This window comes from Actinomyces israelii DSM 43320 (genome assembly GCF_000711965.1).
GTDB classification, from domain to species: Bacteria; Actinomycetota; Actinomycetes; order Actinomycetales; family Actinomycetaceae; genus Actinomyces; species Actinomyces israelii.
Window position 1 is genome coordinate 25,502 of the sequence record NZ_JONS01000014.1, and the last position, 20,763, is coordinate 46,264.

The window sequence follows — 20,763 nt, forward strand, 5'->3', positions numbered from 1 at the left end:
GGCCTCTCCTCTCACATGCGCTCCGGGGCGCTGACGCCCAGGAGGTCCAGGCCGTTGGCGATGACCTGGCCGACGGCGTCGTTGAGCCACAGGCGAGCCACGTGACCGGAGTCAACGGCGTCGTCGCCCCGCGGGGTGACGCGGGTGGCCCCGTACCAGGTGTGGTAGGCGGCCGCGAGCTGCTCCAGGTAGCGGGCCACGCGGTGCTGCTCGCGCAGGGCTGCGGCCTGTGCCACGGTGGCCGGGAACTGGGCCAGGGCCCCCAGCAGGACGGCGTCGGCCGGGTCGTCCAGCGCCGTCGGGGAGAAGCCCGCCTGGCGGGACACGCCGTGCTCGGCGGCGTTGCGGGCCACGCTGCGAATGCGGGCGTGCGCGTACTGGACGTAGTAGACGGGGTTGTCCGCGGAGGAGGAGGCCAGCAGGTCCAGGTCGATGTCGATCGTGGAGTCCATGGAGGAGCGCGCCAGGGCGTAGCGGGCCGCGTCCACGCCGACGGCGTCGACCAGGTCCTCCAGGGTGACGATGGTGCCGGCGCGCTTGGACATGCGCACCGGGGCTCCGTCCTTCACCAGGTTGACGAACTGGCCGATAATGATCTGCATGTTGACGCCCGGGGTGTCCCCGAAGGCGGCGCACATGGCCATCATGCGGCCGACGTAGCCGTGGTGGTCCGCGCCGAACAGGAAGATCTCGCAGTCGGCGCCGCGGGAGCGCTTGTCCAGGTAGTAGGCGACGTCGGCGGCGAAGTAGGCGGCGTTGCCGTCGGACTTGATCAGGACGCGGTCCTTGTCGTCCCCGAAGTCGGTGGTACGCAGCCAGGTGGCGCCATCGGCCTCGAAGATGACCCCGCGCCCGCGCAGGATGTCGATGGCCCGCCCCACAGCACCGGAGCTGTGCAGGGACTCCTCGTGGAAGAAGACGTCGAAGTCGGAGCGGAAGGCGTGCAGCTCGTCCTTGATGGCGGCGAACATGAGCTCCACGCCGCGGGCCCGGAAGACCTCGGTGGCGGCGGCGTCCTCGAGGGTCGCCGGGGCGGGGCGCCCCGCGGCGAGCTCGTCGTCGGTCACCCTCTGGGCGATCTCGACGATGTAGGCGCCCCCGTAGCCGTTCTCGGGGGTGTCCTCGCCGCGGGCCGCGGCGAGCAGGGACTCGGCGAAGTGGTCGATCTGGGTGCCGTGGTCGTTGAAGTAGTACTCGCGGGTGACGGTGGCCCCGCAGGCGACCAGGATACGGGCCAGGGAGTCGCCGACGGCGGCCCAGCGGGCTCCGCCCAGGTGCACCGGCCCGGTGGGGTTGGCCGAGACGTACTCGAGGTTGACGTGCTGGCCGGTCAGGGTCTCATTGCGGCCGTACCTCTCCCCGGCCTCGACGATGGTGCGGGCCAGCTCTCCGGCGGACGCGGCGCTCACGCGGAAGTTGAGGAATCCCGGCCCGGCGATCTCCACGGAGTCGACGCCGTCGAGCTCGGCGAGGCGGGGCACGAGGAGCTCGGCGAGCGCGCGCGGGTTCGTGCCGGCCTTCTTGGCCAGCTGCATGGCGACATTGGTGGACCAGTCGCCGTGGTTGCGGTTGCGGGGTCGCTCGACCCGGGGAAGCGGCACGTCCTCGACCGGCAGGGCGAGAGAGCCGTCGGTCGCGGCAGTGGACAGAACGGTGCGGATCGCTTCAGCGAGCTCTTCGGGGGTCACGGGCACAGAGTAGCGGAGCGGCGAGGGTCGGCAATTCCTGCGTGACGTCGGAGCTCGCAGCTCAGCAAGTGCAGTGAGCAAGAGCATACGCGAGTCAACGAGGCCGGATGCGCACGCCTCACCCGCGCCGTCACCACCGCGCCGGGTCACGCTCACGCTCGCCGGCGGTGTCGAAACTCGCTTCCCTCGATCTTCGACCCGGTTTCGACCTGCGGGCCCGGTGCTGGTAGAGTCCCGCACCGGGCCCCGATAGCTCAGTGGATAGAGCGTCTGCCTCCGGAGCAGAAGGCCGCAGGTTCGAGTCCTGTTCGGGGCACCGGCCCGTCAGTGGCGGCATTTTTTCATCGGGATGCCGTCGCTGACATCTCCGGGGCGCAGGCCTCGGCACCGTCGGTCACCTTGTCCGCGACCTCTCCGGCGCACCGCTGCTCGGCCGCGCGGAGGCCTACGGGCTCCCGGCGGACGAGCAGGCGGCCATCGTGCCGCGCAGGCGGACCCGCTGCCGCCGCGAGAGCCTTATGACGGGCCTCGCAGCCGCTCAGCGGCCGCCCTACCATGACGCCCACGGATCTGGGGTATGTCCTGTACAAGATGAAGGACCTGGGTGCGGCGGTCGATGACTTCCGCAACAGGGGCTTCGCCGTCGAGTACGGCCGGCGGAGGAACCCGATCAACGCACTCGCCTACTTCGGCGAGGGCCCCTATCTTGAGCTTCTCGCCGGGACCGGCACGCCCAAGGCACTCAAGAAGCTGACCGCGCTCGTCGGGGGGCGCCACTGGCGGGCTCTCAGCCGGCTTGCCGGCTGGGACGAGTGCGCCGAGGGCCTGTGCGGGCTGTGCCTGGAGGGCGACGACGCCCAGTTCCGCTATGCCGTCCGCTCCCTGGACGACGACGGCCTGGAGCTCGGCCCGCACCGCACGGACACCGCCGGCCGTACGCTGCGCTACCGGGTCTTCTTCCCCGCCGACCCGGACCTTCCCTTTTTCATGACGCACTTCTCCATCGACCCGCGCCCGACGGACTTCACCCACCCGGGCGGGGCGCGCCGCATCACCTCGGTGCGCCTGCCGGTGCCGCAGGACAAGCACCGGCTCGTCCGAGGCCTGTGCGAGGACAAGGCCCTTGTCCTGGCGCCGCCCGGCACGGAGATGCGCGCGGTCTTCGACGACGGCACTGTCCTGGGGGGCTGAGCCCGGACCGGTCTTCACCGGCGGTAGGCAGCCCGTCCAGGCGGGTCCTGCCCGGCGGGCGAGCGTTCAGCCCTCCCTCGGCGCCGCCTCGGCGAGCCGCTCCCCGGCCTCCAGGAGGCGCTGCTCGACGGCGAAGACCTCGCCGTCGACGGCCCCGTCCGGCCGGGCGCCACGCGGGTCCCCGTAGGTCCGCCCCAGGCCGCGCCCGTCCCAGGGCCGCCAGCCCGGGTCACCGGCGAGGATGAAGCGCACCCAGTCGCCGTGCACGGCGTCGGCCAGCGCCTGGGGAGGCGCCGAGCGCAGGGTGTGGCCGCAGTAGGGGTGGGCCAGGCAGTCGAAGGCGAAGGGCACCTCGAAGCAGTGCGTCGACCACCCCGTCTCGGGCGACTCCCACGCGAAGCGGCTCAGCCAGGTGCCCGCCGCCCGAGCGTCCGGTCCTGCGCAGTCCAGCCGGGCCCGCGCCCAGCCCAGGAGCGGGGTGTGGAACATGGTATCGGAGATCAGGTTGCCGAGCCGCAGGTGCTCGCCGCCCGCCAGCTCGGGATGGGATGCCACGTAATCCGCGGCCAGTCCCGCGTCCAGGCCTGCCCGCGTCATGATCTCCGCCGCGCTGCGCTCGCCGAGCTCCTGGGCGAGCCCGAAGGCCGACCAGATGAACTCGTGCGTCGTGCTCATGGCGAGCAGCGGGATATCGCCACCCGAGCCCCGGGCCAGCGCCTCGCGCACGGGCAGGGGCACCAGGTCGCCGTCGACCGCGGGGCCATAGATGATCCCTGTGTCCGGACCCGGGATAAGCGCGGCCCGGATGCGCCCGACCAGCGGGTCGGGAGCAGCCGGCTCTGCGCAGTGCCCTTCGACCCGCCTCTCGATCTGCCTCTCAAAGCCTGCGGTGGTGGAGAAGACCCGGTCGTAGTCCAGCGCGCGCCAGCCCTCCAGGTTCGGCTCGACGCCGGCGAAGCGCGCCATCTCGCGGGCGGTGGACCGGGCGCGGTCGGCGGGGACGTCGGTGACGGCGCCCGACTCGCTGATCGCCCCGTGAAACAGGCCGCGGGCGCGGGGGCAGGCCATGAGGGTCAGGACGTTGCCTCCTCCGGCGCTCTGCCCGCCGATGGTCACCCGGCCCGCGTCCCCGCCGAAGGCGGCGATATTGTCCCGCACCCACTCCAGGGCCGTGATCTGGTCGAGCACGCCCCGATTGAAGGGGGTGTCCGAGCCCTCCACCCAGCCGTAGCCGTCGAAGCCCAGGCGGTAGGACAGGGCCACCGTCACCACGCCGTCGCGATTGAAGGCGGCGCCGTCGTACCAGGGGCTCGCCTGGCAGCCCGAGGACCACCCGCCGCCGTGGATCCACACGTAGACCGGCAGCCCGGCGCCCGCGTCCCCAGGCGCCGGGGTGAAGATGTTGAGGTTGAGCATGTCCTCCCCCACCACGGTGGGCTCGGGGATGGCGGGGTCGTCGAAGATGGAGCCGCGCTGCGGCGTCGGGCCGGGCAGGACGGCCTCGCGCTCCTCGCGCCACCGGGCGCGGGGCACGGGCGCCATGAACCGGCGCCCGGCGACCGGGGGCTCGGCGTAGGGGATGTTGTAGAAGGCCGCCGAGCGCTCGAAGCGGGCATGGGGCGACCGGGCCCCGGGAGCCGAGACGATCCGCCGCCACACCCCGCGCACCGGCCCGCAGGGCGCATCAACCCGGGGGCCCTCCTCACCGGCGGGAAGGGCGATCGGCGTCGCCGACACGTGGGGGGCGCCGCCGGCGCCGCTGATGGGGGGTGAGGGGGCTTCATCCTGCATGTGCCCACTGTCTCCCGCGGAGGCGCCGATGTGAAGGCCCTCAGCCCCCCAGGGTCTCCAGGGCCAGGCTCGGGACATCGGTCATGACGGCGTCGACGTTCAGCGCTGCCAGACGGTGCATCTGCGCGGGGTCGTCGATCGTCCACACGTGCACCTCAAGCCCGGCGGCGTGCGCCTGCGCCACGAAGCGCCGTGTCACCACCGGCAGCCCGCGGTAGGTCGGCGGCACCTGCACGGCGTCCACCCTTCCCCGCGTCCACCCCCAGCGCGTGTGCGGCAGGGGCAGGGCCGCCTCGCTGAGCAGCATGAGACCCGCGATGTCGCATCCCCCCAGGGATGTGGTCGCGCGCGGCTCCTGACGGCGCAGCATCGCCAGACGGCGCGCGGAGAAGGAGGCGAACCGCACCCGCTTCAGGGCGTCGGCCACGCGGACCACCTGCAGGGCGGGCTGCACCACCGCGGGCTCCTTGAGGTCCACGTTGAGCGCGAGTCGCGGGTGGGCCTCCAGGACCTCGTCCAGGCGCACGAGGCTGCGCCCGTCGCCCGCATCGAGCTCGGCGGCCTCGTCCCAGGTCATCTCGGACAGCGACCGCTCCATGCCGCTCACCCGTCCCAGACCGGCGTCGTGGGACAGCACCACGACGTCGTCGGCGGTGGCCCGCAGATCGGTCTCCATCCACTCCAGGCCCAGCGACACGACGTGCTCGACGGCGCTCCACGTGTTCTCCGGGACCTCGCGGGCTCCGCCGCGGTGGGCGATCACGGCGCACTGCCGCCTGGGTCTCATCGTTCCTCCTTGCGCACCCGGGCGCCGCTCAGGAGCAGTCCGTGGACAGCTCGGCGGCGTGGTGGTCGTCGAGCCACTTCTGGGGCTCGACCGTGGACTCGTCGGCCGTGTCGTTCTTGGTGCGCACCTCGAAGTGCATGTGGGGTCCGGAGGACCGCCCGGTGTTGCCGACGCCGGCGATGAGCTGGCCGGCGGTCACCGTGTCCCCCACGTGGACGTAGATGCCGTCCTCGTACATGTGCATGTAGCTCGTGTACCAGGTCTGACCGTCGATCTGGTGCTCGATGGTGACGGTGCCGACGCCCTCGTCCATGCCCGCCGTCACGACCTTCCCGGCGGCGACGGCGTAGATGGGCGTGCCCACGGGGGCGGCGAAGTCCTGGCCGGCGTGCAGCTTCATGTAGCCCAGGGTGGGGTGCAGGCGGTAGCCGTAGGGCGAGGAGATGGTGTAGGTGCCCGAGACCATGGGATAGAAGATCTCCGGAGCCTTGCTGAGGGCGCTGGCGTCGCCCGAGGCCCCGCCCGTCTGCGAGGCGCAGGTCGTGGTGGGATTCTCACGGGCCTCCCGGATGCGGGCCTTGGCCGCGGCGTCGGGGTCGTTGGACATCTCGGAGTCGGACTGGGGGTCCACGTCGGCGTCGGAGCCGAGCACGGCCGCGGCCACCGAGGACGGCGGCGCACTCGCCTCGGGCGCCGGGTCGGCGGTCTGCGTGCTCAGCGCCGCGGAGGCCAGCGGGCTGGCCGAGACGTGGGCGCTGATCGGAACGACCACGGTCACGAGGCCCAGCACGGTCATGACGCTGATGCGGCCGACCCAGCCGGCGCCGGTCCTGGGGCGGGCGGGCGGGGCGACGATGTTCTCGTCGTTCGCCTCCCCCGAGAGCGGCTGGCTCTCAACTGTCGGTGCGGCATCACGCGGGCGCCCGAGCGGGGCGCGGTCCTTCACCTCCCGCGCGGGGGCCGCCGGTACGGGGGCCGCCGGTACGGGGGCCGCGGGCGCGGGGGCCGCGGGCGCAGAAGGGCCGCCCAGGACGGCCCGAGCGGGCCCGGGAACCGGCCCGGGCCTCGGAACCGGCCCGGGCCCCGGAACCGGCCCGGGCCTCGAAGCGTGCGCACGGCCCGAGGCGCGCCCGACGCCCCGCCCCGCGTCTCGGGCGGGCTCGGGCTGCGCGCCGGTGCGGGTCCCCGCGCCGGCCCCGGGACGCGAGGGACGCCTGGAGCGGGTGCCGCTCCTGGACTTCGGGGACGTTCTCCCGGGCGGAGACGCCGGCGAGGAGATGATGTCGTCCCAGGCGATGACGCCGGTGGGCGGTTCGCCGGGACCGGCGGGCTCACGAGGCGCTGTCTCCCGGGGCGTCGGCGGCGCGGCGCGGAAGGCAGGAGACTGCGGGCCCGAGCGGGCGGGAGAGGGGGGTGATGGGGCCGGGACGGTGCGCCCGCCCAGTGGCGCCCGGGGAGCGGGCCGGGGGCGGAAGGACGAGGGCGCCCGGGGCCTCAGGGCCGGGGAAGCGGAAGAAGTCGCGGAGGACGCCGAGGACGCTGAGGATGCTGAGAATGCGGCAGACTCCACGGGCCCTGCCGCGGGGGCCGCGGGCCGTGCAGGTGCCGCGACGGGGCGGTCGGCCGCGCGTCTGGGGCGTCCCGTGACCGGCGTCGCGGGCGTGGGTGGCGCGGCCGTCGGAGGCCCGGGCCTCCACCCGGAGGGCGCCCGGGCGGAGCTCCTGCGCGACACGGGCCGTGCGTCCCCTGCGGGACCAGCATGCGCGCCCGTGTACGCGGTGGTGCGCCCGCGAGACTGCTGACGGGCGCCGGTCCGGTTCATCGCATGTGATTCGGCCTCACGCTGCGCTTGTGCGGCGCGCTCAGCCTCACGGCGCTGACGCCGTGTCGTCGACTGGTCGCTGATCTCCACCTTGGCACTTTAACACCCGGAGCGCGCCTCTTCCGTGGACCCGGGCACACTCCAGGCGCGCCAGTACACCACACCGCGTCGGGCCGACCGCGCAGACACGCGGGGCTCGCCGTCAGCCGCGCTGCATGGCGTCATGAACCTCCCCGATCAGCTCCTCGAGGATGTCCTCAAGGAAGACGACGCCGATGGTGACGCCCTCGGGGTCCTCCACCCGCCCCAGGTGGGCGCCGGTCCGCTGCATGGCGGCGAGCACGTCCTCGACCTCGTCGCCGGCGTGCACGGGCACGAGCGCGCGGGCGTGCCAGGACGGTATCGGCTCGCTGCGCTGGGCCTCGGTGGCGTACAGGATGTCCTTGAGGTGGACGTAGCCGGAGATGACGATCGGGCCGTCGCGCGTCTCGCCCTCACCGGCCCCACCGGCGTCGGCGGCCTCGCCGCCCGCTCCCCCGCCCACGAGCGGGAAGCGGGAGAAGCCGGTGGCGGCGACGGCCTGCTCGACGTCCTCGGGCGTGCAGTCCCCGGGCAGGGTGACCAGGGAGTCCAGGGGCACCATGACACTGCCCGCGGTCTCCTCGGAGAACTCCAGGGCGCCGGTGAGCAGACCCGTGTCGTCCTCCAGGACGCCCTCGGCGGTGGACCGCTCGACGATCGAGGCGACCTCGGCCGCGTTGAAGGCAGCCGCGACCTCCTCCCTGGGCTCCAGGCCCATCAGGTGCAGCGTCCAGTTGGCGAAGCCGTTGAGCGCGGTGATCACGGGGCCGAAGACGTGGGAGACCCACACCAGGGGCGGGGCGAGCAGCCGCACCGCCTTCTCGGGCGCGGCGATCGACATGTTCTTGGGGACCATCTCCCCGCAGACCACGTGGACGTAGACGACCAGGACCAGGGCGATGACGACGGCCACCGCGTGCGCCCCGGCGTCGCCGATGCCGATCCTGGCCAGCAGGGGCGTCAGCGCGTGCGCGATGGCCGGCTCGGCGACGACGCCCAGGCCCGTCGAGCACACGGTGACGCCGAGCTGGGCGGTGGCGAGCATCCGCGAGATGTGCTGGAGGGCCCACAGAGCGGTGGCGGCCCGGGCGTCGCCGGCGGCAGCGAGCGGCTCGAGCTGGGAGCGGCGGCAGGAGGTGACGGCGAACTCGGCGCTGACGAAGAAGGCGTTGCCCGCCAGCAGCGCCACGGTGATGATCAGGGCGACCGGGGTGCTCATCGGCCCTCCTCCCCGTCGCGCCCGGCGGGGCCCCGGGGCGCGGGGGTGTCCCCGGCGGCGTCGTCCCGAGCGGACCCGGCGACGGGGCGCACCCGCAGGCGGGTGACGCGCCTCCCCTCCATGGCCTCCACGGTGAGCGCGGCCCGCGGCGTGGCGATCGTGTCGCCGATCTGCGGGAGGCGCCCGAGCTCGGTCATGACCAGGCCGGCGAGGGTCTCGTAGGGGCCGTCGTCGGGCACGTGCAGGCCGGTGCGCGCGGCGAGCTCGTCGGGGCGCGTCCAGCCGGGCACGAGCCAGTCCCCGGAGGCGTCGGCGCGCGCCCCGGCCCGGCGCCGGTCGTGCTCGTCGGCGACGTCGCCGACGATCTCCTCGATGGCGTCCTCGAGGGTGACCACGCCCGCGGTGCCGCCGTACTCGTCGACGACGACGGCCATCTGGGAGCCCTGGTTGCGCAGCTCGACCAGCAGGGCGGCCAGCGGCATGGTCTCGGGCACCCGCGGGGCGGGCGTCATGAGGGAGGAGGAGGTCACCGGCACGCTCTCCCGCCGCTCGTAGGGCACGGCGATGACGCGGCGCAGGTGGACGATGCCCAGGACGTCGTCGGGGCTCTCGCCGATGACCGGGAAGCGGGAGTGGCCGGTGGTGCGGGCCAGGGCCACGACGGCGTCGGCCGTGTCGGCCTGGTCCAGGACGTGGAGGCGGCCCCGGTCGGTCATGACGTCGACGGCGGTCAGCGCCCCGAGCCCGATCGAGCGGGTCAGCAGCGTGGCGGTGGAGGGGTCCAGGGCGCCCTCCTCGGCGCTGTGGCGCACGAGGGCCGCGAGCTCTCCGGCGCTGCGGGTGCCGCTGATCTCCTCGACCGGCTCGATGCCCATGCGGTGCAGGACCAGGTTGGCGGTGTCGTTGAGGACGACGATGACCGGCTTGAGCACGACCGTGAAGACCATGAGGAAGGGGGCGACGAGCCCGGCGGTGCGCATGGGGTCGGCCAGGGTCGCGTTCTTGGGGATGAGCTCGCCCACAACCATGGAGAAGGCGTTGACGACCACCAGGGCGATGGCCACGGCCGCGCCGGTGGCCACGGACTGGGCCAGCCAGGCGCTCATGAGCCCGCCGAGAATCCTGGCCAGGGCGTCCTGCATGGTGTAGCCGAGCAGGATGGTGGTCAGGGTGATGCCGACCTGGGCGCCGGACAGGAGCGTGGACATGCGGCCCAGGGCCCTGCGGACCGTGGTGGCGCGCCTGTCGCCCGCGGCGGCGCGGGTCTCGACGGTCGAGGGGTCCAGGGCGACCAGGGAGAACTCGCCGGAGACGAACAGGGCCGTGCCCGCGGTCAGCGGGAGACCCAGAGCGATCATGAGCCAGTCGGTCACGCGGCACCGCCCGGGATCTGCAGAGGCGGCGGAGGCTGCCGAGTCGGCGGAGCGCCGCGCGCGGCGGGCGCCGGGGTCTGCGAGCGCGCGGGATGAGGATGGCCAGGTTCCGGATGATGGCGGGAAGCGCGTCCGCGTGCCCGCCGGGATGCCGATCGCATAGTGGCTCGCACGCTATCACCCGCCCCGCGGCGCGTGAGCTGGGCGGTGGGGGAGCTGGACGGTCGCGCCGGTCGGCCCCCCGCCCCATCCCCGTCACATGCCCGAAACAAATGTGTCTTTAGTCCCGCGTTTCGCCCCGGCACCCCCGGTTCTCCCCGTACGATGACGCACGACGACGCACGAGCACCATCCGCCCACCCGCCGACGCCGCCACGCGACAGCGCTCGCGGACGGGTGCTGCCGACCCCGCGACGAGGAGAAGACGCACCGTGTCGACACTGGACAGCACCGCCGCAGGCTTCGGAGCCAACGAGTGGATGGTGGAGGAGATGCGGGATGCCTGGCTGGCCGACCCCTCCTCGGTGACACCGCAGTGGCGGGCCCTGTTCGAGGGCGCGGCGGCCTCCGGCCCGCACACCGCGGATCCCGCTGCGGGCGGCGCGGCCGCACCGGCCCCGTCGTCGGCGCTGCGGCCCTCCCCCCGCCGCCCGTCCACGGCCATACAGGACGTGACCCGCTCGGACCTGCCGCCCGCACCGCCCTCGGACGCCGCCCCGCCGACGTCGCCCTACGCCCAGCGCACGGCTCACCACTACACCGGCTCGTCAGACGACGACGCCTGCCAGGACCACGACTCGCGCATGAGGGGGGCCGCCGCCCGCACGGCCAAGAACATGGAGGCGTCGCTGTCGATCCCGACCGCCACCTCCGCCCGCGCCATCCCCGCCAAGGTCCTCATCGAGAACCGTGCGATCATCAACGGGCACCTCCTCCACACCCACGGCGGCAAGATCTCCTTCACCCACCTCATCGGGTGGGCCGTCGTCGAGGCTCTGACCGAGATGCCCTCCATGAACGTCTCGTACACCACCGACGCCGCCGGTAAGCCCGCCCTCCACGCGCCCGCCCACGTCGCCTTCGGCCTGGCCATCGACGTCCCCGCCCCCGGCGGCGAGCGCCGTCTGCTGGTGCCCTCCATCAAGAAGGCGGACCTCATGGACGCCGCCGGCTTCGTGGCCGCCTACGAGGAGCTGGTCGCCAGGGCGCGCGCGGGCGGGCTGGAGGTCGAGGACTTCCGCGGCACGACGGTCACACTGACCAATCCCGGCATGATCGGCACCCTGCACTCGGTGCCGCGTCTCATGCCCGGGCAGGGCCTGATCGTCGGGGTGGGCGCCATGGCGTACCCGGCCGCCTTCGCCGGCGCCAGCGAGAAGACCCTCGCCCGCCACGGTGTCGGCAAGGTGGTCACACTGACCTCCACCTACGATCACCGCGTCATCCAGGGGGCGGCCTCCGGGGAGTTCCTGCGGCTGGTGGAGCGCAAGCTGCTCGGCCTGGACGGGTTCTGGGAGCGGATCTTCGAGTCCCTGCGCATCCCGCACGAGCCTGTCGCCTGGGCCCGCGACGCCACCTACGACCCCGATCTGGAGACGGGCAAGCCCGCGCGCGTGGCCGAGCTCATCCACGCCTTCCGCCAGCGCGGCCACCTGGCGGCGGACACCGACCCCCTGACCTACCGCCTGCGGCGCCACCCGGACCTGGACCTGTCCTCCTACGGGCTGAGCCTGTGGGACCTGGACCGCACCTTCCCGACCGGCGGCCTGGGCGGCACCGAGCGCGCCACCCTGCGCGAGATCCTCGCGCGCCTTCGCCGCGCCTACTGCCGCACCGCCGGCATCGAGTACATGCACATCCAGGACCCGGCCCAGCGCACCTGGTGGCAGGAGCGTCTCGAGGGCGAGTGGATGGCGGTCACCCCGGCCGAGCGCCGTCGGATCCTGACCAAGCTGGAGCAGGCGGAGGCCTTCGAGACCTTCCTGCAGACCAAGTACGTGGGCCAGAAGCGCTTCAGCCTGGAGGGAGGGGAGTCCCTCATCGTCCTGCTGGACCGGCTGCTGGACTCGGCCGCCCACGACGGCCTGGACGAGGTCGTCATCGGCATGACCCACCGCGGCCGGCTCAACGTGCTGACCAATATCGCCGGGAAGTCCTACGGGCAGGTCTTCGACGAGTTCGACGGCACCAGCGTCATCGAGGGCGCGGGCACCGGGGACGTGAAGTACCACCTGGGCACCGAGGGCGTCTTCACCGGCACCGACGGGGTGAGCACGCGCGTGTCCCTGGCGGCCAACCCCTCCCACCTGGAGACGGTCGACGGCGTCGTCGAGGGGATCGTGCGCGCCAAGCAGGACCGCATCGGCCTGGGCGACAAGGGCTACACGGTGCTGCCCGTGCTGGTGCACGGCGACGCCGCCTTCGCAGGGCAGGGCGTGGTCTACGAGACCCTCAACATGAGCCAGCTGCCCGCCTACCGCACCGGCGGCACCGTGCACATCGTGGTCAACAACCAGATCGGCTTCACCACCGGGGCGGCGTCGGCCCGCTCGACCACATACGCCACCGACCTGGCCAAGGGGCTGCAGGTGCCGATCTTCCACATCAACGCCGACGACCCCGAGACGGTCGCCCGGGCCGCCCACCGCGCCTACGAGTACCGGGCGGCCTTCCACAAGGACGTCATCATCGACCTCATCTGCTACCGCCGCCGCGGCCACAACGAGGGAGACGACCCGTCGATGACCCAGCCGGTCATGTACCGCCTCATCGACTCCCTGCCGTCGACCCGCACGGTCTACACCGCCGACCTGGTGGGACGCGGGGACATCGCGGCCGAGGATGCCCAGCGGATCGAGGAGGAGTTCCACGGCGAGCTGGAACGGATCTTCGCCGAGACCCGGGCCGCCCACGCGCGCTCGGGCGGCACCGCTCAGAGCGCCTCCAGCGACTCCTTCGACGCCACCGACCCCACGAAGGTCGGCCTGCAGACCACCAGCCTGGAGGTGCCCGCCTCCCAGCGCGCCGGCGAGGGCATGATGATCGGCTGGACCAGCGCGGTCCCGCGCCACGTCGTCGAGCGCATCGGGGACGCCCAGGTCGCCTACCCGGAGGGGTTCACGGTCCACCCCAAGCTGGGGGCCATGCTCGCCAGGCGGCGGCGCGCCACCCGTGAGGGCGGCATCGACTGGGCCCTGAGCGAGCTCATCGCGCTCGGCTCCCTCCTCATGGAGGGCGTGCCGGTGCGCATGGCCGGCGAGGACACCAGGCGCGCCACCTTCGCCCAGCGCCACGCCGTCCTGCACGACAACGACTCGGGCGCCGAGTGGACGCCGCTGGACTTCCTCACCCCGGACCAGGCGCCGCTGAGCATCTACGACTCGCTGCTGAGCGAGTACGCGGCGCTCGCCTTCGAGTACGGCTACGCGGTGGAGCGCCCGGAGGGGCTGACGGTCTGGGAGGCGCAGTTCGGCGACTTCGCCAACGGCGCCCAGTGCGTGATCGACGAGTACATCGCCTCCGCCGGGCAGAAGTGGGGCCAGCGCTCCGGCCTGGTCATGCTCCTGCCGCACGGCCAGGAGGGCCAGGGACCGGACCACTCCTCGGCCCGCATCGAGCGCTACCTGCAGATGTGCGCCCAGGGGAACATGCGGGTGGTCATGCCCTCGACGCCCGCCAACCACTTCCACCTGCTGCGCGAGCACGCCTACTCCCGTCCGCGCCGCCCGCTGGTCGTGTTCACCCCCAAGCAGCTGCTGCGGCTCAAGGCCGCGACCTCCCAGGTGGATGACCTCACCGCCGGGGCCTTCCTGCCGGTCGTCGGCGAGACCGACGAGCGGGTCGCCGCCGGCGCGGGCGTCGACCGGGTGCTGCTGTGCTCGGGCCGGGTGTACTACGCGCTGGTCGACGAGCGGGCCGAGCGGGGCGACGCGTCCACCGCGATCGTCCGCCTCGAGCAGCTCTACCCGCTGCCTGAGGCCGAGCTGGCCGAGGCGCTGGCCCCCTACGCGGGCGCCGAGCTCGTCTTCGTCCAGGACGAGGCCGCCAACCAGGGCATCTGGCCGTGGCTCGCCCTGCACATGCCCGCCTCTCTCACCGGCGGCGGGCGGCTGCGGCTCGCCTCCCCGACCGAGGCGGCCTCCCCGGCGGTCGGCAGCGCCGGCGCCTACCGGGCGCAGCAGGCGGCGCTCATGGCGGCGGCCTTCGATCGCGGCTGACCGTCCCGACGGCCCTGAGCCTCCTCGACCGGCTCCGACGGCCCTGCCTGTGAGCCTGCCCGCCCGGGGGACGCGCCGTCGTTGACGCGTCCGGGCCCGGGGCGCGGTAGCGTCTCCTTCAGGAGGAACTGCACGACGGCGGATCGCGGCAGCCGGCGCTGGGTCCGGCCCGATGGCCGTCGAGAGGAAAGGAGCCATGTGGACGAGACCCGGATCCACTTCATCGGCGACGAGCTCGTAGCCGGCTACGGCGACCCTCGGGCCCTGGGGTGGGCCGGGCGCGTCATGGCGCGCACCCCCCGAGACCTGGAGGCCTTCTGGGCGACGCTGGCCGTGCCCCGGGAGACGACGGTCCAGCTCGCCGACCGCTGGCCGCCCGAGGTGGCCCTGCGCTCCACCCACACCGGGGTGAACCGCATGGTCATCGGGCTGGGGGTGGCCGACGTCGGCTCCGGCATCTCGCCCGCGCGCAGCCGCCTGGCGCTGGCCAACATCCTGGACAAGGCCGCCGGCGAGCAGCGGTCCTGCTTCGTGGTCGGGCCCCCGCCGCTGCCCAGCGTCAGCCCCGACGCGACGGCGGCCCTGTCGCGCGCCGCGACCGAGGTGTGCCACCGGCGCAGGGTCCCCTACGTGGAGACCTTCGAGCCGCTGCGCAACCACGACCAGTGGATCACCGACGTCGCCGCGGCCGGCGGCGACCACCCCGGCCAGGCCGGCTACGGCCTGCTCGCCTGGCTGGTGCTGCACCGTGGCTGGTACGAGTGGCTGGGCGTGTCCCAGCCCTCCTGAGCGCCTCCCCTGCGCCGAGATCGGTTCATCTCCGGCTCGAGATCGGTTCGCCCCCTGTCCGCCGCGCTGAGCCGGTCCCGGCCCTCGCGCCTCGGCTCAGGCCACGGAGTAGACGCGGATGTCCGGGTCGGCCTTGAACAACGGGGTCAGGCCTGGGACGACCTTGGCGGTGAACAGCTCGCTGGTCAGGTAGGCGCCGGCCTGCTCGACGGTCTCGAAGCCGTGGAGGACCTGGACGTCCTCGTCGCGGACGAGCAGCTCCTTGCTCTCCGCGCCGGGGACCGTGTCGAGGAACTCCTGCTTGTAGTCGGAGTAGATCCTGGCGCCGGCGGCGCGGTCGGCCGGGTCAATGGTCATGGTGACCTGGAGGTAGGCGGTCATGGTGGCTCCTTCGATGTCGGGTGGCGCCCGGTGCCGGTCGGCCGCCGGCGCGTCACTGCCCACACCGTAGGAATCGGCGCGGCGGCGCCGGTAGAGGCTCTTGGCTGATGCCGGCATCACGCGACGTTATGCCCCGGCGCCGGGGCGGCCGCCCTGCGCGCCCGGTTATGGGCCGCCCTCGGAGGCGAGGCCCCCGGCCAGGGACTCGAGCTCGTCCGCAATCGGCGACGCGCCGTCCCAGGCGGCCTCGTAGGCGATGGTGATGGCCGCGCCGTCGACATCGACCACAGGGCGCGCACGCGATTCGACGGAGGTCACCTTCGAGCGGGGCAGGAGCGCGCTGCCCAGCCCCATCCCCGCCCAGCCCTCGAGCACCCGGTAGCTGGCGGCCTCTCCCGAGTAGGCCCGCAGGGGCAGGCCGCGGTCGGCAAGCAGGCCGCGCTCTCCCGAGTAGGCCCGCAGGGGCAGGCCGCGGTCGGCAAGCAGGCCGCGGGTGAAGGTCGTCAGCCCGCAGGTGTCGGGGACGAGAAGAAGGGTGCGGTGCGCAAGCTCGTCAACGCGGGCGGCCGCAGTCGCCGCAGAAGGGGCTCCTGCGTCGCCCGCCTCCGGCTCGACGAGCACGACGGGCTCGCTGCCTATGACGCGGTGTCGGCAGCGGGTGAGCGGGAGAACGGCGGGGACGACAATGAGGTCGAGCTCGCCGTCGTCAAGCGCGGCACACAGCTCGGACAGGTCGGCCTCGCGCAGGACGAGGGAGTCCTTCCCGCGGCCGGGGAGGGCGGCGACGGCGCGCTGGGCGCGGGCTACGACGCCCGCGCTGATGAGCGGGGAGACGCCGACGCGCACGGGGAGCGGTTCGGGAGCGTGCCAGTGGCGGGCCTCGGCGGTAACGGTGTCGAGCGCGGCCAGCGCGGCATCGACCCTGGGCAGGATCGCCGCGCCGAAGGCGGTGGGAGTGGTCCCGCGCGTGCTGCGCTCGAAGAGCCGATCGCCGAGAGCCTCCTCCAGACGGCGGATGGCGTTGGACAGCGCCGGCTGCGTAAGGCTGTGCTCCCGGGCGGCCGCGCTGAAGGAGCCGGTTCGAGCGACCGCCTGAGCGTAGCGCAGGCCCTCGGGACTGAGTCGGTCGTTCACACCGGCAGTCTACGGAGGGACCCGCCCCGGCGGCTGGCCGACCAGGCGGCTGGAGATCCTCGTGTTGCACAGGCCGATGATCGGGCCGAGGAAGAAGCCCATGACGATCGTCCCGACGGCCACGATCCCCAGGGAGAGGTCGAAGCCGGTCAGGACGAGCGCGAGGGCGATGGCGAGGACGTCCTGGGTCACGCGGAAGGCGCGGTAGCTCACCCGCGGGAGCTCCCGGTTGATCGCGGGGGCGATGCCGTCGTAGGGCCCCTGCCCCAGGTCGCAGGTGATGTACATCGATACGCCCAGGCTGAACAGGCCCATCCCGATGAGCAGGCACACGAGCATTCCGGCAACGGTGTACGTGAACGTGAGGTACTCGGCGTAGACGGCCTGGAAGAAATCGACCAGCACCCCCACCATGGTGAAGTTGAGGACGGTTCCCAGGCCGAAGATCGTCCTGTCGAAGGGGATGACCACAACGAGCAGGAGGATATTGACGATCGGGACGACCGCGGCGAAGGAGAGGCCGGACAGGTGGGCCACGCCCTGCAGGAAGGCGGTGTAGGGGTCGACGCCGGCGTGCCCGATGAGGAGGATCGCGATCCCGAGCGAGGTGATGATCTCCCCGACGACGCACACGAGGACGCGGCGCAGGAGGGAGCCGCCCCGCAGGGTCCACTGCTTCTTGTCCGTCAAGCGTCCCGAAGGCATCTCGCACCGTCCTGGCTGTCGCCCCTGCGGCAGCGGGGCGGCGACCCCGCCGCCGGCTCCGTCGTCGTCGAGGGGGCCTGTCACGTGCCGAGGGTACCGCCCGGGACGCCGTCACTCCTGGCCGAGGACGACGGGAACCGACCGGTAGCCCACGCCCATGCGGTCGATCCCCATGTCGATCAGGCGCAGGAAGTGCTCGCGGTCGCGGATGGCGCCGGAGCCCTTGACCCTGGCCCGCCCGGCGGCCGCGTCCTGCATGAGGCGGACCATGTCGTCGAAGGCGCCGGTGCGCTCGCCGTGGGTCGGCGTGCCGGTGTAGAAGCCGGTCGAGGTCTTGATGAAGTCGGTGCCGGCGGCGATGGCGGCCTCGGCCGCTGCGCGGATCTCGTCGTCGGTCAGCGCGTCCGTCTCCAAGATGGTCTTGACGATGACGCCCTTGGCGTGGCACAGCTCGACGACGGCCCTGAGGTCCTCGGTGACGCGCTCGATCTCGCCGCCGCGCAGCCGGCCGTAGTTCATCACGATGTCGAGGTCCTCGATCGGGTGCTCCAGGGCGATCTCGGCCTGGGCCGCCTTGGAGCGCGTGCTCGAGGTGCCGAAGGGGAAGTCGATGACGACGCAGATCCCCGTACCAGTGCCCGCCACGAGGGGAAGAGCGGTCTCGATGTGGGCGGGATTGATGCACACCGTCTTGCAGCGGAGCTCGACGGCGGCGCGGACCTCGCGCTCGACGTCCGCGGTGGTGAACTCAGGCTTGAGGATCGAGTAGTCGATGTAGGCGGCGAGCTCGTCCCGGGTCATCTCGGCGGCGGGCTTGGTGGGGTGCATGGGTGTCTTCTTTCTTGCGTGGTCTCACGGGTGCGGGAGGCGGAGGGGACTTCCCCGGGCGCCTCAGCGAGAACCATACCTGTATATACATCCTGTTGGACAGGGTGCGGGAGCGCGATCCGCACCACGTCCGCGCGCCCGTCCTGGCCCCGGACGCAGAGGCGGGGGCGCCCGCGGTGAGCGCCCCCGCCGGATCCGTCGATGCGAGAGCGTCAGCCCACCGAGCCGAGGGTGTCGATCGCCCAGCGCGCGCCGATGTAGGCGGTCTCGGTCGTCTCGACAGGGGTGCCCTCCGGATCGGTGACCGTCCGAGTCTCGACCAGCAGCGCGGTCGGCTCGTCAACCAGCAGGAGCCTGCACTCCTCCGCCGTCGCCAGGCGCGAGGTCACCACGCCGCTGGTCCTGGCCAGCACGGCGCCGGCGCCCCTGAGGGCGGCGTGCAGGGAGCCGCCGGCCAGATCGGCCTGGAGGACGGCGCGGTACCTCTCGGGAAGGTGCACCCGCTCCCGGGCCACGGGCGCGCCGTCGGCGCAGCGGACGCGATCGATGAAGACCAGGGTGGACTTGGGATCCATCCCGAGCGCCCGCGCCTCAACGGGCCGGACGACGAGGCCGGCCTCGAGGACGGCCGACGAGGCGGCCATGCCGCGGACCCGGAGCTCCTCGGTGAAGGAGCGCAGAAGCGCGTCGGGGCGGTGGAGCTGCGGGGCGGCCACGAAGCTGCCGACGCCGCGCCGGCGCTCGATCCGGCCGCTCTCGCGCAGCCTCTCCAGCGCGTGCCGGGCGGTCATACGGCTGACGGCGAACCTGTCGGCGAGCTGGGATTCCGAGGGCAGCAGGGCGCCCACCGGCAGTCTCCCGCACTCCTCCTCCAGCCACTCGCCGATCTCCCGGTAGCGGGGCCTGTCCTGCTCATCGGCAGTCGCCTTGACTGGCATGCGCTCCTCCTGACAGACACCCCGGGGCCAGAAACCGGCCCACAGCAGTATATACAAGAGCAGGTCCTCTCGCCGTCGCGCGGGATGCCGGCGGCGTGCGCACGGCCGCGCCGCCCCGCCGGCGGCCCGACAGCGCCTCAGAGCCCGCGCACCCGCGCCGGAACGATGACGAGCGCGGCCGGCCACCGCAGGGTGACCGGCCGCGCCATCGGCTGCCCGGGTGCGGCGCCGGACGCGCAGACCCGGCTCAGGCGTTGGGGCGCTTGCCGTGGTTGGCGCTGTTCTTGGCGCGTGCACGACGCTTGCGACCGCGCTTGCCCATAATGGCCTCCTCGTGTCTGGACCGCCCCACGAGGGGGCACGGAACGCCACTCATTTTTGCACACGAGCGGGATCGCGGACCACACGCCCACCAGTTGCACCGGTCACGCGCGCCGCGCGCCCCTCCCGGCCGCGCCCCCTTCACCGAGACCGGCAGTATTCCGGCTCGAGATCGGTAGATCTCCGCGACAGGGGCCCGGCGGCTCCGGGATCGTCATCCGAGGCGGTAGCGGACGACCTGGCTGCGGACCGTCGTCGTGCCATCGGCCGTGGTCGCCGTAGTCGCCGACGTCGTCGCCCGCATGACCGACAGCCGCCCCAGCACCCGGGCGCGCAGTTCGGGCGGAGCCTGCTCGGCGCAGCGCGACCGCAGGATCTCGCGCAGGTGGGTCTCGGCGTCGGCGATGCGGGAGCAGTGCTCGCAGGTCGCCACGTGCTCGGCCAGGCGCGCGGTCAGGTCGCCGTCGCACTCGTGGTCGAGGAAGCGCTCCAGGTGCGCGCGAGCCTCCGAGCACGAGCAGCGCTCGTCCTTCTCATTCGATCCGCCCATCAGCGGCCCTCCCGAGTCGTGGTGTAGCCCAGCTGACGGGCATGATCGGCCAGGAGCTCGCGCAGCTGGCGACGTCCGCGGTGCAGACGCGACATGACGGTGCCGATGGGCGTGTCCATGATCTCGGCGATCTCCTTGTAGGAGAAGCCCTCGACATCGGCAAGGTAGACGGCCAGTCGGCGGTCCTCGCTCAGCTCGGACAAGGCCGCCTTGATCTCCTCGTCGGGCAGCTCGTCCAGAGCGATGTTCTCGGCGCTGGGCAGCCCGGTGGAGTCGTGGGACGCGGCGCGGTGCAGCTGCCAGTCCTCGACGGCGTCGGCGTCGGACTGCAGCGGCTCGCGCTGCCTCTTGCGATAGGAGTTGATGAAGGTGTTCGTCAGGATCCGGTACAGCCAGGCCTTGAGATTCGTGCCGGGGCGGTACTGGCGGAAGGAGGCGAAGGCTCTGGCGTAGGCGTCCTGGACCAGGTCCTCGGCGTCGGCCGGGTTGCGCGTCATCCGCATCGCCGCGCCGTAGAGCTGGTCCAGGTAGGGCAGGGCGTCGGCCTCGAAGCGCGCGGCGCGCTCCTCCTCGGACTCGTCCTCGGGGGCCCGGTCGAGGTCGCCGGAGCCGTCGGGGTCGATGTCAGTGAGAAGGTCGGTGGCCGCGTCGCCGTCTTCGCGCGGGGCGCCGTCGGGGCGCGAGTCGTCGGTGTCCGTCATCGTCCACGAGCCTAACGCCCCTGGGCACCCGCGCCCGCAATCGGCGCCGCTCAGAGCGCTCGGCCGGCCCCGGCGGACGTCCCCGCCCTGCGCGCCGGCACGCGGATGACGCTCCGAAGGTGTCGATCGGTCTCCTCGGCGCCGCGGCCCGCCCACCGGCGCGCGGGTGCGAGACGGGCCCGCGCGGTACGACGCCGTCGGGCCGGGCGGTCTGATCGGCAGTTTCGCAGTCACGTCCTGACCAACA

The 20,763-nt window shown here is 73.0% G+C and carries 17 protein-coding genes and 1 tRNA gene; 4 read left to right on the plus strand and 14 right to left on the minus strand.

Annotated features, from left to right (window positions below; all coding sequences use genetic code 11):
* Positions 1 to 11: 11 nt before the first annotated feature.
* Positions 12 to 1,688 carry an arginine--tRNA ligase gene (argS, locus tag O145_RS06325; protein WP_169740327.1) on the minus strand — a complete coding sequence of 559 codons (1,677 nt, stop codon included), beginning with the start codon at positions 1,686 to 1,688 and terminating at the stop codon, positions 12 to 14.
* A 243-nt stretch (positions 1,689 to 1,931) separates the two neighbouring features.
* On the opposite strand from argS, the gene O145_RS06330 reads away from it, so the two are divergent.
* Positions 1,932 to 2,004 (plus strand) — tRNA-Arg (locus tag O145_RS06330).
* 239 nt (positions 2,005 to 2,243) lie between these two features.
* The gene (locus tag O145_RS06335; protein WP_043561240.1) at positions 2,244 to 2,879 is read left to right on the plus strand and encodes a VOC family protein; all 636 of its coding nucleotides are present in this window, start codon (positions 2,244 to 2,246) and stop codon (positions 2,877 to 2,879) included.
* A gap of 66 nt (positions 2,880 to 2,945) precedes the next feature.
* Here O145_RS06335 and O145_RS06340 read toward each other — a convergent pair whose 3' ends face one another.
* From O145_RS06340 to O145_RS06365, 5 genes are all read right to left on the minus strand, one after another.
* On the minus strand, positions 2,946 to 4,670 hold the full coding sequence (locus tag O145_RS06340; protein ID WP_043561243.1) for a carboxylesterase/lipase family protein: 1,725 nt from the start codon (positions 4,668 to 4,670) through the stop codon (positions 2,946 to 2,948).
* Between the two features lie 40 nt (positions 4,671 to 4,710).
* Positions 4,711 to 5,457, minus strand: a complete 747-nt coding sequence (locus tag O145_RS06345) for a glycerophosphodiester phosphodiesterase family protein (protein ID WP_229118393.1) — start codon at positions 5,455 to 5,457, stop codon at positions 4,711 to 4,713.
* Between the two features lie 28 nt (positions 5,458 to 5,485).
* Complete coding sequence (locus tag O145_RS06350) at positions 5,486 to 6,403, minus strand: M23 family metallopeptidase (RefSeq protein WP_229118394.1); 918 nt, start codon at positions 6,401 to 6,403, stop codon at positions 5,486 to 5,488.
* A gap of 1,078 nt (positions 6,404 to 7,481) precedes the next feature.
* Entirely contained in the window at positions 7,482 to 8,579 is a 1,098-nt protein-coding gene (locus O145_RS06360; protein WP_043561250.1) for a CNNM domain-containing protein, read from the minus strand.
* Positions 8,576 to 9,952: a hemolysin family protein gene (locus tag O145_RS06365; RefSeq protein ID WP_229118395.1), complete on the minus strand. Its 1,377-nt coding sequence runs from the start codon at positions 9,950 to 9,952 to the stop codon at positions 8,576 to 8,578. The genes O145_RS06360 and O145_RS06365 overlap by 4 nt, the downstream gene beginning before the upstream one ends.
* Positions 9,953 to 10,383: 431 nt before the next feature.
* Between O145_RS06365 and O145_RS06370 the strand changes: the two genes are divergently transcribed.
* Together O145_RS06370 and O145_RS06375 are read left to right on the plus strand one after the other, a co-directional pair.
* Positions 10,384 to 14,169 (plus strand): multifunctional oxoglutarate decarboxylase/oxoglutarate dehydrogenase thiamine pyrophosphate-binding subunit/dihydrolipoyllysine-residue succinyltransferase subunit, encoded by a 3,786-nt coding sequence (locus O145_RS06370; protein WP_043561263.1) that lies wholly within the window; start codon positions 10,384 to 10,386, stop codon positions 14,167 to 14,169.
* Between the two features lie 198 nt (positions 14,170 to 14,367).
* Positions 14,368 to 14,958, plus strand: coding sequence for a GDSL-type esterase/lipase family protein (locus O145_RS06375; RefSeq protein ID WP_043561266.1), 591 nt, complete (start codon positions 14,368 to 14,370; stop codon positions 14,956 to 14,958).
* A 96-nt stretch (positions 14,959 to 15,054) separates the two neighbouring features.
* Here O145_RS06375 and O145_RS06380 read toward each other — a convergent pair whose 3' ends face one another.
* The 8 genes from O145_RS06380 to O145_RS06410 form a co-directional block, all read right to left on the minus strand.
* A complete protein-coding gene (locus O145_RS06380) occupies positions 15,055 to 15,456 on the minus strand; it encodes a hypothetical protein (protein ID WP_229118396.1) in 402 nt (133 codons plus the stop codon).
* A 48-nt stretch (positions 15,457 to 15,504) separates the two neighbouring features.
* A complete protein-coding gene (locus tag O145_RS06385) occupies positions 15,505 to 16,473 on the minus strand; it encodes a LysR family transcriptional regulator (RefSeq protein WP_043561272.1) in 969 nt (322 codons plus the stop codon).
* 9 nt (positions 16,474 to 16,482) lie between these two features.
* Positions 16,483 to 17,262: a YczE/YyaS/YitT family protein gene (locus O145_RS06390; RefSeq protein WP_229118397.1), complete on the minus strand. Its 780-nt coding sequence runs from the start codon at positions 17,260 to 17,262 to the stop codon at positions 16,483 to 16,485.
* Between the two features lie 27 nt (positions 17,263 to 17,289).
* Positions 17,290 to 18,006: a deoxyribose-phosphate aldolase gene (deoC, locus tag O145_RS06395; protein ID WP_043561275.1), complete on the minus strand. Its 717-nt coding sequence runs from the start codon at positions 18,004 to 18,006 to the stop codon at positions 17,290 to 17,292.
* Positions 18,007 to 18,218: 212 nt separating this feature from the next.
* Positions 18,219 to 18,944, minus strand: coding sequence for a GntR family transcriptional regulator (locus O145_RS06400; protein ID WP_052374754.1), 726 nt, complete (start codon positions 18,942 to 18,944; stop codon positions 18,219 to 18,221).
* A gap of 247 nt (positions 18,945 to 19,191) precedes the next feature.
* Positions 19,192 to 19,266, minus strand: coding sequence for a 50S ribosomal protein bL37 (locus tag O145_RS19865; RefSeq protein ID WP_404976001.1), 75 nt, complete (start codon positions 19,264 to 19,266; stop codon positions 19,192 to 19,194).
* A 213-nt stretch (positions 19,267 to 19,479) separates the two neighbouring features.
* Positions 19,480 to 19,815 carry a mycothiol system anti-sigma-R factor gene (gene rsrA / locus O145_RS06405; protein ID WP_043561278.1) on the minus strand — a complete coding sequence of 112 codons (336 nt, stop codon included), beginning with the start codon at positions 19,813 to 19,815 and terminating at the stop codon, positions 19,480 to 19,482.
* Positions 19,815 to 20,516 carry a sigma-70 family RNA polymerase sigma factor gene (locus O145_RS06410; protein ID WP_043561281.1) on the minus strand — a complete coding sequence of 234 codons (702 nt, stop codon included), beginning with the start codon at positions 20,514 to 20,516 and terminating at the stop codon, positions 19,815 to 19,817. Before O145_RS06410 ends, rsrA begins: the two co-directional genes overlap by 1 nt.
* Positions 20,517 to 20,763: the final 247 nt, after the last annotated feature.